Raw genomic sequence first — 15,809 nt, 5'->3', positions numbered from 1 at the left:
CTACTCCGCCGCCGCGCGGTCGGCGGAGGCGTCGTTGCCCGGCTCGGCCGCCGGCTTCCGGCGCCGGGGCCGCAGCCAGCGGCCGAGCCGGTCGCCAAGCCGGTCCATGTAGAGGTAGACCACCGGCGTGGTGTAGAGCGTCAGCACCTGGCTCAACACCAGGCCGCCGACGATGGCGATGCCCATCGGCCGTCGCAGCTCCGACCCGGTGCCGTTCTCCAACGCCAGCGGCAGGGCGCCGAGCAGCGCCGCCATGGTGGTCATCATGATCGGGCGGAAGCGCAGCAGCGACGCCTCGTAGATCGAGCGTTCCGGCGCCATGCCCTGGTGACGCTCCGCCTCCAGGGCGAAGTCGATCATCATGATGGCGTTCTTCTTGACGATGCCGATCAGCAGCACGATGCCGACCAGCGCGATCAGCGACAGATCATGCCCGGTCGCCATCAGCGCCAGCAGGGCGCCGATGCCGGCCGACGGCAGGGTCGACAGGATGGTGATGGGGTGGATCGTGCTCTCGTACAGCACGCCCAGCACGATGTAGACGGCGACCACCGCCGCCAGGATCAGCCAGGGCTGGCTGTCGAGCGAGGAGCGGAACTCGGCCGCCGTTCCGGCGAAGCGGGCGGTGGCGGTTTCGGGCATGCCGATGCCGGCCCGCGCCTCCTGGATCGCCGCCACCGCCGCCCCCAGCGAGACGCCGGGCGCCACGTTGAAGGACAGGGTGACGGAGGGGAACTGGCCCTGGTGGGTGATGACCAGCGGGGCGGTCCGGCGCACCACCGACACCACGGCGTTCAGCGGCACCACGGTGGTTCCATTTGGGCCACCGCTGGACTTCACATAGATCTTGGACAGCGACGCCGGGTCCATCTGGAAGGACGGCTCCACCTCCAGGATCACCCGGTACTGGTTGGTCTGGGTGTAGATGGTCGAGACCTGGCGCTGGCCGAAGGCGTCATAGAGCGTGTCGTCGATCGCCTGGGGCAGCACATGCAGCCGGCTGGCGGCGTCGCGGTCGATGGCGAGATAGACCTGCAAGCCGTCCGGCTGCTGGTCGGTCGCCACGTCGGTCAGCTCCGGCCGCGCCCGCAGGGCGTCGAGCAGGCGCGGGGTCCAGTTCTCCAGCTCGCGCGGGTCGGCGTCCTGAAGGACATACTGGTACTGGGTGCGGCTGACCCGGCTGTCGATCTGCACGTCCTGCACCGCCTGCATGAACAGCGACACGCCCTTCAGGTCGGAGGTGGCGGCGCGCAGCCGGGCGATGATCTCCTCCGCCGAGGCGCCTCGCTGGTCGCGCGGCTTCAGCGCGATGGTCAGGTTGCCGGTGTTGGTGGTGGCGTTCACCGTGCCGGTGCCGACGAAGCTGGCCACCCCGGCGACGTCGGGATCGCGCCGCACGATGTCGGCGACCTCGCGCTGGCGCTCCGCCATCGCCTTGACCGAGATCGAGGCGGCGGCGTCGGTCACGCCGATGATGACGCCGGTGTCCTGCTGCGGCAGGAAGCCCTTCGGCACCACGGCATAGAGGTGGAGCGTGGCGGCCAGCGTGGCGATGGTGACCAGCAGGGTCGCCGGCTGGTGGCGCAGGACGAAGCGCAGCGAGGCGGCATAGCCGTTCAGCAACGCGTCGAAGCCGCGCTCGGTCCAGCGGAACAGGCCGTTGGGCCTGGTCTCGGTTTCGGGCTTGAGCAGGCGGGCGCACATCATCGGCGTCAGCGTCAGCGAGATCACCGCCGACACCAGCACCGCGATCGACAGGGTGATGGCGAATTCGCGGAACAGCCGGCCGACCACCCCGCCCATGAACAGGAGCGGGATGAACACCGCGATCAGCGACAGGGTCAGCGAGACCACGGTGAAGCCGATCTGGCTGGCCCCCTTCAAGGCCGCCTGCAACGGCGTCTCGCCCTCCTCGATGTGGCGGACGATGTTCTCGATCATCACGATGGCGTCGTCGACGACGAAGCCGGACGCGATGGTCAGCGCCATCAGCGACAAATTGTCCAGGCTGAAGCCGCACAGCGCCATGATGCCGAAGGTGCCGATCAGCGACAGCGGCAATGCCGCGGCCGGGATGACGGTGGCCCAGGCCTTGCGCAGGAACAGGAAGATCACCAGCACCACCAGACCGGCGGTCAGCACCAGCGTCTTCTGCACGTCGACCACCGAGGCGCGGATGGTCTCCGTCCGGTCGGTCAGCACCGCCATGTGGATCTGCGGCGGCAGGCTGGCCTGGAGCGCGGGCAGCAGTTTGCGGATGCGGTCCACCGTGTCGATGATGTTGGCGCCGGGCTGGCGCAGCACGTTCAGCAGCACCGCTGGCTTGCCGTCATGCCAGGCGGCCAGCCGGGTGTTCTCCACCGAATCGACCACGGTGCCGATGTCGGACAGCCGCACCGGCCCGCCGTTCCGGTAGGCGACGATCACCGGGCGGTAGGCGGCGGCGTTCTCGATCTGGTCGTTGACGCCGATCGACCAGGACTGGCGCGGTCCGTCGAAGCTGCCCTTGGGCGCGTTGACGTTGGCCTGGGTGATGGTGCTCCGCACATCCTCCAGCGTCAGCCCGAGACCGGCGACGGCGGCCGGGTTCACCTGCACGCGCACGGCGGGGCGCAAGCCCCCCTCGATCCCGACATAGCCGACGCCGTCGACCTGGGACAGCTTCTGCGCCAGCAGCGTGTCGGCGGCGTCGCTGACGGTCTCCAGCCGCAAGGATTCCGAACTCAGCGCCAGCACCATCACCGGCGTGTCGGCCGGATTGACCTTGTCATAGACCGGCGGGTTCGGCAGCCCCTTGGGCAGCGTGCCCGACGCGGCGCTGATCGCCGACTGCACGTCCTGCGACGCCGCGTCGATGTCGCGGCTGAGGTCGAATTGCAGGGTGATGACCGACAGCCCGAAGGAGCTGGTCGAGATCATCGAGGAGATGCCGGCGATCTGGCCGAGCTGGCGTTCCAGGGGGGCGGTGACCGAGGAGGCCATCACCTCGGGTGCCGCCCCCGGAAGCTGGGTGGTGACGCGCACCGTCGGGAAATCGACCGTCGGCAGCGAGGAGATCGGCAGCGCGCTGTAGCCGAGCAGGCCGAGCAGCACGACCGCCAGCATCAGCAGCCCGGTGGCGACCGGACGCAGGATGAAGGGGGTGGAGATGCTCATGAGGGTTGCCGCCCCTCGCGTTGTTGCCCGTCACGTTGCCGTCCTTCTCCCGGCTGGTGTTCGCGCCGCCGGTTTTCGCGGGCGGCCGGGTCCTGCGGCTGGCCGGCGGGGGCCGTCTCGGGCGTTCCCTTATCCGCGCTCCTGTCCGCCGGTTCCGCCGCGGCGACCGGCTCGATGATGCGGATCCTGGAGCCGGGTTGCAGGCGGTATTGGCCGTCCACCACCACCCGCTCGCCGGGGGTCAGCCCCTCGTCGATGATCGCCTTGTTCTCCTCCTGGCGGGCGACCTTGATCGGGCGCTGCTCCACCGTCAGGTCATCCTTGATGACATAGGCGTAGGTGCCCTGGGGGCCGCGCTGCACCACGGTGGAGGGCACGGTGGTGGCGCCGCGGCGGATGGTGGAGAGCAGGCGGACATTGACGAACTGGCCCGGCCACAGCTTTTGCGGGTCGTTGGGCATCTCCGCCTTCAGCCGGATGGTGCCGGTGCCGGTGTCGATCAGGTTGTCCACCACCGACAGGCCGCCGCTGTCGAGCAGGCGGCGGCCCTCGCGGTCCAGCGCCTCGACCTTGACCGGCCCTTGCGCCTGGGCGGCGAGCACCGCCTGGAGCTGTTTCTCCGGCAGGGTGAAGAGGACGGCGATCGGCTGGATCTGGGTGATGGTGACGATGCCGGTCTGGTCGCTGGCCCGCACCACATTGCCCTGGTCGACGTTGCGCAGGCCGATGCGGCCGCTGAGCGGGGCGGTGACGGTGGTGTAGTTCAGCTGGACCTGGACCGCCTCGATCGCCGCCTCGTCGGCGCGGATCTGCGCCTCGTACTGGGCGACCAGGGCGCGCTGGGTGTCGACGGTCTGGCGCGAGGCGAATTCCTTCAGCCCCATGTTGCGCTCCAGGTCGCGCCTTGCGTTGGCGAGCTGCGCCTCGTCCTGCGCCTTCTTGGCGACCGCCTGGGCGAGCTGGGCCTGGAGCGGCCGGGAATCGATGGTCGCCAGCAGGTCGCCGGCCTTGACCAGCTGCCCTTCCTGAAGCGAGACGCGTTGCAACTCGCCATCGACGCGGGCGCGCACGGTGACGGTGTTGAAGGCCTGGACGGTGCCGATGCCGTCGAACCAGATCGGCACATCCTCGCGCGCCACCGTGCCGGCCTGCACCGCCACCACGCTGTTGCGCGCCCCGGACGCGCCGCGCGGACCGGGAGACTGGCCCGGCTGCGCCGCCGGGGGCATCAGCTTCTGTTGGACCGCATAGCCGACGCCGCCGACCAGACCGGCGAGAACAACACCGGTGACCACCGGCTTCCAACGAATCGTCATGACCTGTTCCGACGCTTGCCCCGACGTTCGACCGGGCGGCGCGCGTGGCCGCCCCGGTCTTTTCGTCCGTCCCTGATACGGGGCGGTTGGGCGGATTCGTCGGAGGGTCGCGAAGATTTTTTGAGGACTGCATACGCTGATAGGTATTGAAGATGATAATCATTTGCACTATGACGGTTTTTGAAATGAGAATGATTCTTATTAGTGTTTGGGGGCAAGACAGTGGGGAAGCAGGGTGAACGTGGCCCGATGTCGCAGGGAACGACGTTCGGCGTGATGGTGCTGGCCGGCCTGATGGTGCCAGCGGTGGCGGGGGCGCAAAGCTCCGGCAATGGTGCCGGCAATGGCGCCGCGGTGCAGATGCCGGCGGTGACGGTGACCGGGCGGGGGGAAACGGCCCTGTCGCCGGTGACCGGCTATGTCGCCAACCAGCAGGCGACCGGCACCAAGACCGACACGCCGCTGATCGAGACGCCGCAGTCGATCTCGGTCATTCCGGCCGATCAGATCCGCGATCAGAACGCGCAGACGCTGAATCAGGTGGTGCGCTATACCGCCGGCGTCACGGCGGAGACGCGCGGCGCGGTGGCGACCCGCTACGACCAGCTGAAGGTGCGCGGCTTCGACGCCGACATCTATCTGAACGGGCTGAAGCTCCAGTCCCTCTATTACACCACCTCCCAGATCGATCCCTATCTGCTGGAGCGGGCGGAGGTGCTGAAGGGGCCGACCTCGGTGCTCTACGGCCAGTCGCCGGCCGGCGGCCTGATCAACCAGGTCTCCAAGCGCCCGACCGCCACCGCGCTGAACGAGGTCGGGATCGAATATGGTACCGACAACCATTGGCGCGGCACCGCCGATTTCTCCGGCCCGATCGACAAGGACGGTAAATTCCTCTACCGCCTGACCGCCGTCGGCCTGAGCGAGGACGGCCAGATCCGGATGACGGAGAATCAGCGGATCGCCGTCGCCCCCTCCGTCACCTGGAGGCCGGACGCCGAGACCAGCCTGACCCTGCTGGGCTTCTACCAGCATGACCCGAAGGGCAATTCCTATGGCGGCATCCCGGCACAGGGCACGGTGCTGCCCAACCCGCTGGGCCGGATCCCGGTCGATTTCTATGACGGCGACCCGAATTTCGAGAAATTCGACCGCCGCCAGGCCTCCCTCGGCTACGCCTTCGACAAGAGGCTGAGCGATGTCTGGACCGTCCGGCTGAACGGGCGCTGGCTGAACGCCAAGGTCGCCTATGACAGCCTGTATGCCAACGGCCTGTCGTCGGACAACCGCAGCCTCTTCCGCGGCATCGCCACCTCGCGGGAGGAGATGAACGCCTACGCCTTCGACAACCAGATCGAAGGGCGCTTCTCCACCGGTCCGGTCCGGCACACGCTGCTGGCCGGCATCGATCACCAGCGGCTCGACGGCCATTACACCGCCGGCTTCGGGGCGGCGCCGTCGATCGACGTGTTCAATCCGGTCTATGGCATCGCCGTCACCCGGCCGCCGACCAGCCGCACCGAGATCGACGGGCGCCAGACCGGCGTCTATCTGCAGGACCAGTTGAGGCTCGGCGGCTTCATCCTGACGGTCGCCGGACGCCGCGATTGGGCGAAGACCACTTCGACCACGAGCGGCGGCGGCAGCACCCAGTCCGATCAGGCCTGGACCGGCCGCGCCGGCCTGACCTATGTCTTCGAGAACGGCCTCGCTCCCTATGTCAGCTATGCCGAATCCTTCACGCCCAGCAGCGGCGTCAATTTCTCCGGCGCGCCCTTCAAGCCGGAAAAGGGCACCCAGTACGAGGTCGGCGTGAAGTATCAGCCGCCCGGCCTCAACAGCCTGTTCACCGCGGCGCTGTTCGACCTGACCCGCAGCAACCTGCTGACCAGGGATCCCGCCCATCCCGGCTTCTCCGTCCAGAGCGGCGAGGCGCGGTCGCGCGGCGTCGAGCTGGAGGCCAAGGTCGGCGTGACCAAGGATCTCGAGCTGATCGGCACCTACACCTTCCTCGACACCACATACACCAAGGACAATGACGGGCTGGAGGGCAAGCGCCTGGCCGCGGTGCCGCGCCATCAGGCGTCGGCCTGGGCGATGTACCATCTGCCGGAGGCGACCCCGCTGGCCGGGCTGGGCGTCGGCGCCGGTGTCCGCTTCACCGGCGGCACGGTGAACACGGCGAACAGCTTCAAGGTGCCGTCCTTCACCCTGGTGGACGCCACCGTCTCCTACGATCTGGGGGCCCTGTCGCCCAAGCTGCGGGGGGCGGAGGTCACCGTCAACAGCAAGAACCTGTTCGACAAGGAGTATGTCGCCTCCTGCTATTACGGCGAATGGTGCGCCTACGGCTATCGGCGGACGGTGACCGCCGGCCTGCGCTACCGCTGGTAAGCGGCGGTGCGGTCCCCCCTCCCCCCTTGGCAAAGGAAGCCGTCATGACGCCTGCGAGCCTGCGGGGCTGGCGCCTCGTCCATCGCTGGACCAGCCTGATCTGTTCGGCCAACCTGCTGATCCTCTGCGTCACCGGGCTGATCCTGGTGTTCCACCATGAGATCCAGACTCTGATGGGGGAGAATCTCGACAGCAGCCATGCGGAGGGGCAGGCCCGCCTGCCCCTCCGGACGCTGGAGGACATCGCGCGGAAGGCCGATCCCGCCCTGGTGCCCAAGATGATCTCCTTCGATGACGAGGACAGGGCGGTCAGCTACATCTATCTGGGCAAGCCGGAGGAGAGCGGCTTCGATCTGGGGCGCTGGGTGGTGCTGAACGGCTTCACCGGCGCCAACCAGATGCTGAAGCTGCCGGAGGAGACGCTGGTCGGCTTCCTGTTGAAGCTGCATGTCGACCTGTTCACCGGCTTCGCCGGCCAGATGTTCGTCGGCGTCATGGGCCTGCTGTTCGTGGTCAGCACGGTCAGCGGGCTGGTCGTCTACGGCCCCTTCATGAAGAAGCTGGCCTTCGGCATCCTGCGCTTCGGCCGCGGCCCCCGCATCGGCAGCATCGACCTGCACAATCTGTTCGGCGTGGCGACGCTGGTCTGGGCCTTCGTCGTCGGGCTGACCGGCGCAATCCTGTCCTTCTCGCCGCTGATCACCGGTTATTGGCAGAAGACCGAGCTGGCGGCGCTGACCGCCCGCCATCCCGAGCCGATGACGGGCGAAGCGGTCTCCATCGACCGGGTGGCGGCGGCGGGGCTGGCGGCCTTTCCCGGCAAGGACATCGCCTTCATCGCCTATCCCGGCAACGAATATGCCGGCAGCCGCCATTTCAGCGTGGTGGTGCGCGGCCACACCGAACTGACCAAGCGGCTGCTCAGCGTCGCCCTGGTCGATGCCGAGACCGGCGCCGTCGCCGAGACGGCGGGCACCCCCTGGTACATGACGGTGCTGATGCTGTCGGGTCCCTTCCATTTCGGTGATTATGGCGGCCTGCCGTTGCAGATCATCTGGGCGCTGTTCACCATCGTCACCGGCGTCGTGACGGTGACCGGCTTCGTCGTCTGGCTGAAGCGGCCGAGGGCGCGGCGGGAACCGGCCGGGCGCGCCGCGGCGTCCGCCGCCAGACGGGATGCGGCGTCCGCCGCCGGGCTGGGGGGCGGGGCATGAGCGGGCTCTGGCGCGTTCCGGCGGGGCTGGCCCTGCTGTCCCTCATCGGGCTGGCCGCCGCCATCCTGGGCGACGGTGTCTGGGACGGGCTGAGCTGGGCCGCCCTGTCGGTGCCGTTGGCGATCTGCATGGTCAAGCTCTGGCGGCAATGGCCCGCCGGCCGAGCGGGTCAGGTGAACCAGTAGCGGGTGAGGTGGAAGAACAGCGGCGCCGAGAACACCACCGAATCCAGGCGGTCGAGGATGCCGCCATGCCCCTCGATCATGGTGCCCCAATCCTTGACGCCGAGATCGCGCTTCATCGCCGACAGGACGAAGCCGCCGAAGAAGCCGGCCGTCACGATGACCAGCGACATGCCCGCCGCCTGGAGCGGCGAGAAGGGCGTGATGACGTGCAGCCCGGTGCCGATGGCGACGGCGGTCAGCCCGCCGCCGACCAGCCCCTCCACCGTCTTGGACGGGCTGATGCCGGGCGACAGCCGGGTCCTGCCCCACAGCTTGCCGAAGACATACTGGAAGACGTCGCTCAACTGCGCCACCGTCATCAGGTAGAGCAGCAGCAGGGCGCCGGGCAGCCGGTGGCCGGGGATGTCGAGCCACAGCAGGGCCGGCGCGTGGCTGACGCAGTAGACCGCCAGCATCACCCCCCATTGCGCCTTGGCGGTGCGGGTGAGGAAGTCGGTGGTGTCGGCGCCCAGGGCCGCCAGCGACGGCAGCGCCATGAAGACGTAGACCGGGATGAAGATCGAGAACAGCCCGTACCAGCCGATCCCGACCAGCCAATATTGCAGCGGCACGACGACGAAGAAGGACAGGAACAGCCCGGCATGGTCGCCGCGCCGGGTCGGCGTCAGGGTGATGAACTCGCGCAGCGCCAGATAGGAGAGCAGGGCGAACAGCACCAGCGTCACCATGCCGCCCAGCAGCATCGCCGCGGCGAACAGCGCCACCATCACCCACCAGGAGCGGATGCGGGCGTTGAGGTTGCGCACGGCGTCATGTCCGGCCGGTGTCCGCACCCGGTGGGCGAGGACGGCGCCGATCAGGGTGGCGACGACCAGCAGGCCGAGGGCGGCGCCCGACAGCCAGAGGAACAACGGCTCGGTGGTGGTGAGGAAGCTCGTCACGGTGTCCATCACGGTGGTCATCATGCTGTTCATCGCGGTGTTCATCGGGCGGTCCGTTGGCCGGTGGACTGGGAATCGGGCTGGGAGGCGGATTGGGGTTTGGGCCGGGACAGGGAGACCAGCGCGTCACGCGCCCGCTCCAGGAACGCCGCCTTGTCCTCGCCCCCGACCCGTTCCAGCGGGGCGCCGAAGCGCATGGTGCAGATCAGCGGCACCAGCAGCGGCATGCCCTTCGGCATCACCCGGTGCAGGTTCTCGATGAAGACGGGCACCAGCGCGGCGGCCGGCACCCTTTGGGCGAGGTGGTAGAGGCCGCTCCTGAACGGGGCGACGGTGCCGTCGCCGCGCGTGCCCTCGGGGAAGAGGATCAGCGACCGGCCGCTTTCCAGCACCGCCGCCATCGCGTCCATCACCTCCGCCGTCGCCTTGCCGGTGCGGTCGACCAGCAGCGCGTTCAGGCAACCCACCGCCACCGTCCGCCGCAGCGCCGAGCCGCCCCAATAATCGAGCGCCGCCACCGGATGCGTGCGCGCCCGCAGCGCCGCCGGCAAGGCCGCCATGACGGCGAGCGTGTCGAGATGGCTGGTGTGGTTGGCGAAATAGAGGCGCGGAACGTCGGGCTCGGCGGTTGGGGCGCCGCCGCCCTCCCAGCTCGCGCGGGCGCCGATCAGCAGGCGGGTGAGGCCCAGAAGGGCCGGGCGGAGAAGCGGGATCCTCATGACCGGGCCTCCAGGCGGCGGGCGATGGCGAGCGTGCGCGTCGCGACGGTGAGCAGGCTGCCGGCCGTGATGATCCAGACCGCCGCCAGCAGGCTGTACCCCGTCCCCCACAGCGCATGCTCGACCGTCTGGGCGAGCAGGGCGACGGTGAGGGCGGCCATGCGGCGCTGCTTGGCCATCACCCCGCCGAAATCCTGCGCCAGCCCAAGGGCGCCGCCGAAGGTCCGGACATAGGCGGTCATCATCGCCGCCAGCGCCGCCGCCCAGCCGAGCCAGGGCAGGCCGGCGGCATAGCCCAGCGGCACCAGGAAGGCGGTGTCGGCGACGCGGTCGGGGATCTCGTTGTAGAGCGCGCCGGCCGGCGAGCCCTTGCCGCCCTCCACCGCGACCATGCCGTCGAGCAGGTTGCAGACGAGGCGGAGCTGGACGCAGAGCGCGGCGCCGATCCAGGCCGGGCCGCCGCCCTGCAACAGAAGGGCGCCGCCGAGCATGGCCCACACAGCCGACAGGAGCGAGATCTGGTTCGGCGTCACCGGCGTCGTGGTCAGCCATGCCGCCAGCCGCTGCGCCCAGCGGGCCGAGCGGGTGGCGATGGGGCGCCGGTCTCCGGTGGGCGTGGCGGTGTTGGTGCTGGTCTCCATCATGCGGGCTCCTTGGCGATCGCTTCGGCGGCGAACCGCGCCACCGCCGGATAATCGGTCTTGCCGGTGCCCAGCAGCGGGATGGCGTCGATGCGCAGGATGTCGCGCGGAATGGCGATCTCGGGCGCTCCCCTGGTCCGGGCGGCGGCGGCCAGCGCGTCGCGGGTCAGCGTGGCACCGGTCGTCACCAGCAGGATGCGTTCGCCGCGCTTGGCGTCGGGCAGGGCGACGGCGGCATGCCCGGCGTCCGGATCGGCCAGCGCCGCGAGCTCCTCGACGAGGCCGAGCGGGATCATCTCGCCCGCCACCTTGGCGAAGCGCTTGACCCGGCCGACGATGCGGATGAAGCCGTCGGCGTCGATCTCGACGATGTCGCCGGTGTCGTGCCAGCCATCGGCCGGCGGCTGGATCACGCCGGGGCGGTCGGCATGCAGGTACCCCTTCATCACGTTGGGCCCGCGCACGCGCAGCCGCCCGCCGGCATCGACGCCGGGCACCGGCACCAGCTCGGTCTCGATGCCGGGCAGGGCCTGTCCGACGCTGCCGGGACGGAAGCGGGCCGGGGTGTTGACGGCGATCACCGGCGCCGTCTCGGTGGTGCCGTAGCCCTCCAGCAGATGGACGCGCAGCCGTTCGGTGTAGACGCGCCGGGTCTCGTCCTGAAGCCGCTCGGCCCCGGCGAAGACGAGGCGCAGCGAACGATAGTCATAAGGATCGGCCGAGCGCGCCCAGGCGTTCAGGAAGAAGTCGGTGCCGAACAGCACGGTGGCGTTGGTCTGGTAGACCAGCTCCGGGATCAGCCGGACATGGCGCGGGTTGGGGTAGAGCACCGTCTTCACCCCGTTCAGGATCGGCAGCAGCATGCCGCCGGTCAGGCCGAAGGAGTGGAAGACGGGCAGGCAGTTGAACACCACGTCCTGGCGGGTGAAATCGACCACCGACGCCACCTGCGCCATGTTGGCGAGCAGGTTGCCGTGGCTGAGCGCCACGCCCTTCGGCGGCCCCTCCGACCCCGACGTGAAGAGGATGGCGGCGATGTCGTCGCCGCTCCCCTGCGGCGGCAGCAGCCGTTCCGGCATGACCAGCGCCGCCAGCGCCCGCAGCTTGTCGCCCAGCCGCAGGCCGCGCTTGACCTCCTCCAGATGGATGATGGCGTGGTCGGCGGCCAGCGCCTCGACCAGGGCGCCGAGCCGGGCCTTCTCGATGAACTGGGCGGAGGTGACGATCCGGCGCACCCCGGCGGCGCGGCAGGCGGCCTTCACCGCCTCGGGGCCGGCGGTGAAGTTCAGCATCGCGGCCGGACGGCCATGGGCGGCGAGGCCGAAGAACACCGCCGCCGTCGGCGAGGCGGTCGGCAGCAGCACGCCGACCGCCTCGTCCGCCCCGGTGCCCTCGGTCAGGATGCGGCCGAGCACCAGGGCGCGGGCCGCCAGCGCCCGGTAGGACAGGGTGGAGAAGTCGCCGTCCTGGACCGCCTCCTCCCGCGCGCCGGTCTTGGTCCGGGCGTCGAGCAGGGCCAGCATCAGCGTCTCCGGACGCGGGCGGGCGGCGAAGACGCTCTCGGTCATCACCCGCGACAGCCAGGATTTCAGGGTGGCGCGCCGCTTCTTGCCGACCAGACCGCCGACATCCGGGGGCATGACCGGCGGCAGCACGGTGATGGTGATGCGCGGGAACAGGCCGAGCCGCAGCCGGCCCTTCATGCGCGACAGCAGTGAGCGCTGGGCGCCCTCGATCGAGACCGGTACCACCGGGCAGCGCGCCTTGTCGGCCAGCATGCCGGGGCCGCCGTTGATCTTCATCAGCGACCCGGTGACGGTGATCCGCCCCTCCGGAAAGACACAGACCTTGTCGCCCTCGGAGAGCGCGCGGGCCAGCACGCGGGTGCCGAGCGGGTTGGTCGGGTCGATGGTGACATGGTCGGCGACCGCCAGGAACGGCTTGACCAGGGCATGCTTGGCGATGTGGGTGTCGACGGCGAAGCGCATGCCCGGCAGGAAGGCGGCGAGCAGCGCGCCGTCGAGGAAGGACTGGTGGTTCGGCGTCACCACGGCGGCGCCGTCGAGGCCGGACAGATGCTCGGCCCCGCGGACCTCGACCCGGAAAGCCAGCTTGAAGACGGCGCGGAAGACGGCGCGCATCAAAGCCTGGGCATCGACGGCCAGCGCCAGGGCGACGGCGGCCAGCATGCTGGCTCCGCCCAGGGAGGCGACGGCCAGCGGAGAGAAGCCCAGCGCCAACATCGCGGCGGCGACGGCCGAGCCGGCGACCATGAAGAGCGCGTTGACCACGTTGGCGGCGGCGATGACGCGGGCGCGGGTTCCCGTCGGCGCCCGGTGCTGGATCAACGCATAGAGCGGCACGGCGAAGGCGCCGCCGGCGGCGGCGATGACGAAGAGGTCGGCCAGCAGTGGCAGCGCCCAGGGCTGGGCCAGCAGCGCCAGCGGCGACAGCGGTACCAAAGCCGGGGCGGCCGGCGTCAGCAGGGGCAGGACGGCGCCGGCCAGGGCGGCGACCAGACCGGCGAGCGCGGCGCGGCCGGCGTCGGCGGTCGACGGCGTGCGGTGGCTGAGGCCGGCGAGCAGCGAGCCGGCTGCCACGCCGACGGCGAACACCGCCAGCAGCAGGGTGGCGCCGCCGCTGTCGGTGCCCAAAGTCTCGCGGGCGATGGAGGGGAATTGCGCCATCACCACCGCGCCGACGCCCCAGAATACCGAGATGCCCTGGATCGCCCGCATCGACGCCCGGTCGCCGGCGGCCGAGCGCAGCACCCGCGCCGTCACCGCCAGCGGATTGAGGCCGACGCGCACCGCCGGGTCGGCGTTGCCGGCGCGCGGGATGAACAGCGACGCGGCCAGCCCGGCCAGCGCCGAGGCGGCGAGCAGCCCCGGCACCGCCCAGGCATGGAGCAGGGCGAGCGAGCCGCCGGCGATGGTGCCCAGCAGGATGGCGACGAAGGTTCCGGCCTCGACCAGCCCGTTGCCGGCGCTCAGCTCCGACGGGGCGAGCAGGTCGGGCAGCAGGCCGTATTTGACCGGCCCGAACAGCGTCGAATGGGCGCCCATGCCGACCAGGGCGATGATCAGGACGGGCAGGTCGGCGGCGACGATGCCCCAGGAGGCGACGGCCATCAGGCCGATCTCCGCCAGCTTGACGATGCGGGCGATCAGCGTGCGGTCGTGGCGGTCGGCGAGCTGGCCGGCGGTGGCCGACAGCAGCAGGAAGGGCAGGGTGAAGGCGCCCGCCGCCAGCGTCGAGATCATCGCGCCGTTCAGGGGGCCGGCACCGGCCACGCCATAGACCGCCAGCACGGCGATGGCGCCGCGCAGGACATTGTCGCCGAAGGCGCCGAGGAACTGGGTGAGGAACAGCGGCAGGAAGCGCCGCGAGGCGAGAAGGGCGGGGGCGTTCATTGTCCGGCTCCGATTTTGGACATGCCGACCTTGGACATTCCGGTGAGGATCGCGTCGGTGATCGAGCCGGCGAGGCTGGAGAGCGGCGCCGTCTGCCGGCCATAGACCTGCGACTGCACATTCAGGACGATGGCGCCGATGACGATGTGGGACAGCGCGTCGCGGTCGGCCGGGACGATGCTGCCCTCGGCGATGCCGTCGGCGACGATGCCGCAGATCACGTCGACCGGCGTTTCCTGGTCCCTGGGCACCAGGGGCAGCGATTCATGCTGCGACAGCAGGAGGAAGCGGGTGCGGTCGGGGGCAGCCTCCGCCAGATGGAAGGCGTGGTGGATGACCCGCCGCAGCCGCTCGGGCGCCGGTCCCTGGCCGGCGGCGTCGCGCAGGCTTTGCGACATCGCCGTGTATTCCGTCGCGAACAGATCGCCCGCCAGCTCGTCCTTGCTCGGCCAATGGCGGTAGAGCGCCCCCTCCGACACTCCGGCGGCGCGGGCGATGTCGCGCACCGTCGTCGCTTTCACCCCCTTCTGGGCGAACTGCGCGATGGCGGCGTCGCGGACCTTCTGGCGAACGTCGATGGACATGATGTCCCTTTGTGAATGAATGTTCACTCACAGCGTGACGAAGCCATTTTCCCGGCGCAACGGAAAAAAAGGATAGGGTGGCGCGTCCGGGCTCGGGCGTAAGGGTCACCACCTTTGCGCGGGTGCTGCATGATCGCCACCATTGCGATCATGGCGTGCCGGATGCCCGCGAAGGACGCGGCGCTCCGCGATGGGTCAAGCAACGTCGGATGAAGGCATGGCGTCGGTTCTCCATTCCCTGGCAACCCTTCCCTCCTACCTGCTTTTCGCGGCGGTGATGCTGGGATTCCTGCTGTTGTTCATCCTGGTCTACACCGCCGTCACCCCCTATCGCGACCTGGCCCTGGTCCGTCGGGGGAACGCGACCGCGGCGCTCACCCTGGGCGGCGCCATGATCGGCTTCGCCCTGCCCTTGACGAGCGTCGCCTCCCACACCACCAGCATCGTCGATCTGGCGGTGTGGGGGGTGATCGCGCTGGTGTCGCAGCTTCTGGTCTACGCCATCGGCTCCCGCCTGCTGCTGCCGGACTTCCGTGCCGGCGTCGAAGCCGACCGCACCGCCTACGGCATCCTGCTCGGCAGCCTGTCGATCGCCGTCGGGCTGCTGAATTACGGCTCGCTGACCTATTGATGTGGAGAGGGATTCCGATGAAGCGCTCGCGCACCGTGGCGGCCCTGCTGATGGGCGGCATCAGCCCGGTCCTGTTCGCCTGCGGCGAGGACGGTACCGAGGAGGCGACCGTTTATCCCTCCGTCGAAGCCTGCACCGCCGAGAAGCCGGCGAGCGACTGCGCCGAGGCCTTCGCCGACGCGCGCGAAGCGCATTGGGCGGGCGCTCCCCGTTTCGCCAGCCGGGAGGCCTGCGAAGCGGAGATGGGCGACGGCGCCTGCACTCCAGCGAACGGGGCGGCGGATGAGGGCGGGGAAAGCGATACGGGGAGCGTCTTCGTTCCGGCGCTGGTCGGCTTCATGATCGGCCGCGGCCTGACGGGCGGTTACGCCCAGCCGGTCTATTTCGACCGCCAGGGCTATGCCCGCAGCGGCAACAGCCGGATCTCCGAGACGCCGCTTCCGCCGCGGCGCCGCGACGAGACCCGTCAGGGTGGCGGCGGCGTGGCCGTCAGCTCCGGCTCCTATTACCGGCCGGGCTCGGGCGATGCGGGGAAATCCTTCACCGTCACCACGAGCGGGCGCAGCGCCGGCTTCGGCTCGACCGGCTCGTCGCGCGGCTTCTCGGGGAGCTGAG

12 protein-coding genes are annotated in these 15,809 nt (G+C 69.9%); 5 read left to right on the top strand and 7 right to left on the bottom strand.

Going from position 1 to position 15,809, the window contains the following annotated elements; genetic code table 11:
* Both AZL_RS29660 and AZL_RS29655 read right to left on the bottom strand, forming a co-directional pair.
* Positions 1-3,156 carry a multidrug efflux RND transporter permease subunit gene (locus tag AZL_RS29660; protein WP_012978077.1) on the bottom strand — a complete coding sequence of 1,052 codons (3,156 nt, stop codon included), beginning with the start codon at positions 3,154-3,156 and terminating at the stop codon, positions 1-3.
* On the bottom strand, positions 3,153-4,472 hold the full coding sequence (locus AZL_RS29655; RefSeq protein ID WP_012978076.1) for an efflux RND transporter periplasmic adaptor subunit: 1,320 nt from the start codon (positions 4,470-4,472) through the stop codon (positions 3,153-3,155). Before AZL_RS29655 ends, AZL_RS29660 begins: the two co-directional genes overlap by 4 nt.
* Before the next feature lie 249 nt (positions 4,473-4,721).
* Here AZL_RS29655 and AZL_RS29650 point away from each other — a divergent pair, with 249 nt between their 5' ends.
* The 3 genes from AZL_RS29650 to AZL_RS29640 are packed head-to-tail and all read left to right on the top strand — an operon-like array spanning position 4,722 to position 8,265.
* On the top strand, positions 4,722-6,866 hold the full coding sequence (locus AZL_RS29650) for a TonB-dependent siderophore receptor (RefSeq protein ID WP_042446216.1): 2,145 nt from the start codon (positions 4,722-4,724) through the stop codon (positions 6,864-6,866).
* Positions 6,867-6,910: 44 nt separating this feature from the next.
* The gene (locus AZL_RS29645; RefSeq protein WP_012978074.1) at positions 6,911-8,080 is read left to right on the top strand and encodes a PepSY-associated TM helix domain-containing protein; all 1,170 of its coding nucleotides are present in this window, start codon (positions 6,911-6,913) and stop codon (positions 8,078-8,080) included.
* Positions 8,077-8,265: a hypothetical protein gene (locus AZL_RS29640; RefSeq protein WP_012978073.1), complete on the top strand. Its 189-nt coding sequence runs from the start codon at positions 8,077-8,079 to the stop codon at positions 8,263-8,265. The genes AZL_RS29645 and AZL_RS29640 overlap by 4 nt, the downstream gene beginning before the upstream one ends.
* Here AZL_RS29640 and AZL_RS29635 read toward each other — a convergent pair.
* From AZL_RS29635 to AZL_RS29615, 5 genes are read right to left on the bottom strand one after another with little or no spacing between them, the layout of a single operon-like run.
* Positions 8,250-9,215: a phosphatidate cytidylyltransferase gene (locus AZL_RS29635; RefSeq protein WP_012978072.1), complete on the bottom strand. Its 966-nt coding sequence runs from the start codon at positions 9,213-9,215 to the stop codon at positions 8,250-8,252. The two genes, AZL_RS29640 and AZL_RS29635, sit on opposite strands and share 16 nt — an antisense overlap.
* 32 nt (positions 9,216-9,247) lie before the next feature.
* Complete coding sequence (locus tag AZL_RS29630; protein WP_012978071.1) at positions 9,248-9,925, bottom strand: lysophospholipid acyltransferase family protein; 678 nt, start codon at positions 9,923-9,925, stop codon at positions 9,248-9,250.
* On the bottom strand, positions 9,922-10,569 hold the full coding sequence (locus AZL_RS29625) for a CDP-alcohol phosphatidyltransferase family protein (protein WP_012978070.1): 648 nt from the start codon (positions 10,567-10,569) through the stop codon (positions 9,922-9,924). Before AZL_RS29625 ends, AZL_RS29630 begins: the two co-directional genes overlap by 4 nt.
* Positions 10,566-13,979, bottom strand: coding sequence for an acyl-[ACP]--phospholipid O-acyltransferase (locus AZL_RS29620; protein ID WP_012978069.1), 3,414 nt, complete (start codon positions 13,977-13,979; stop codon positions 10,566-10,568). The genes AZL_RS29625 and AZL_RS29620 overlap by 4 nt, the downstream gene beginning before the upstream one ends.
* Positions 13,976-14,563, bottom strand: a complete 588-nt coding sequence (locus tag AZL_RS29615; RefSeq protein WP_148219728.1) for a TetR/AcrR family transcriptional regulator — start codon at positions 14,561-14,563, stop codon at positions 13,976-13,978. Before AZL_RS29615 ends, AZL_RS29620 begins: the two co-directional genes overlap by 4 nt.
* A gap of 217 nt (positions 14,564-14,780) precedes the next feature.
* Between AZL_RS29615 and AZL_RS29610 the strand changes: the two genes are divergently transcribed.
* Both AZL_RS29610 and AZL_RS33700 read left to right on the top strand, forming a co-directional pair.
* Positions 14,781-15,194: a DUF350 domain-containing protein gene (locus AZL_RS29610; RefSeq protein WP_012978067.1), complete on the top strand. Its 414-nt coding sequence runs from the start codon at positions 14,781-14,783 to the stop codon at positions 15,192-15,194.
* A 17-nt stretch (positions 15,195-15,211) separates the two neighbouring features.
* Complete coding sequence (locus AZL_RS33700; RefSeq protein ID WP_052293808.1) at positions 15,212-15,808, top strand: DUF1190 domain-containing protein; 597 nt, start codon at positions 15,212-15,214, stop codon at positions 15,806-15,808.
* Position 15,809 lies beyond the last annotated feature (1 nt).

This window comes from Azospirillum sp. B510, from assembly GCF_000010725.1.
Taxonomy (GTDB): Bacteria; Pseudomonadota; Alphaproteobacteria; order Azospirillales; family Azospirillaceae; genus Azospirillum; species Azospirillum lipoferum_B.
The sequence above is the reverse complement of the archived record's forward strand: the minus strand, read 5'-3'. Positions and strand labels throughout refer to the sequence as shown.

Excerpts from the sequence above, each read along its gene's own strand:
- AZL_RS29635 (WP_012978072.1), bottom strand. The coding sequence starts at position 9,215 with ATGGACACCGTGACGAGCTTCCTCACCACCACCGAGCCGTTGTTCCTC.
- AZL_RS29630 (WP_012978071.1), bottom strand. The coding sequence starts at position 9,925 with ATGAGGATCCCGCTTCTCCGCCCGGCCCTTCTGGGCCTCACCCGCCTG.
- AZL_RS29615 (WP_148219728.1), bottom strand. The coding sequence starts at position 14,563 with ATGTCCATCGACGTTCGCCAGAAGGTCCGCGACGCCGCCATCGCGCAG.
- AZL_RS29620 (WP_012978069.1), bottom strand. The coding sequence starts at position 13,979 with ATGAACGCCCCCGCCCTTCTCGCCTCGCGGCGCTTCCTGCCGCTGTTC.
- AZL_RS29655 (WP_012978076.1), bottom strand. The coding sequence starts at position 4,472 with ATGACGATTCGTTGGAAGCCGGTGGTCACCGGTGTTGTTCTCGCCGGT.
- AZL_RS29650 (WP_042446216.1), top strand. The coding sequence starts at position 4,722 with ATGTCGCAGGGAACGACGTTCGGCGTGATGGTGCTGGCCGGCCTGATG.
- AZL_RS29625 (WP_012978070.1), bottom strand. The coding sequence starts at position 10,569 with ATGATGGAGACCAGCACCAACACCGCCACGCCCACCGGAGACCGGCGC.
- AZL_RS33700 (WP_052293808.1), top strand. The coding sequence starts at position 15,212 with ATGAAGCGCTCGCGCACCGTGGCGGCCCTGCTGATGGGCGGCATCAGC.
- AZL_RS29640 (WP_012978073.1), top strand. The coding sequence starts at position 8,077 with ATGAGCGGGCTCTGGCGCGTTCCGGCGGGGCTGGCCCTGCTGTCCCTC.
- AZL_RS29645 (WP_012978074.1), top strand. The coding sequence starts at position 6,911 with ATGACGCCTGCGAGCCTGCGGGGCTGGCGCCTCGTCCATCGCTGGACC.
- AZL_RS29660 (WP_012978077.1), bottom strand. The coding sequence starts at position 3,156 with ATGAGCATCTCCACCCCCTTCATCCTGCGTCCGGTCGCCACCGGGCTG.
- AZL_RS29610 (WP_012978067.1), top strand. The coding sequence starts at position 14,781 with ATGGCGTCGGTTCTCCATTCCCTGGCAACCCTTCCCTCCTACCTGCTT.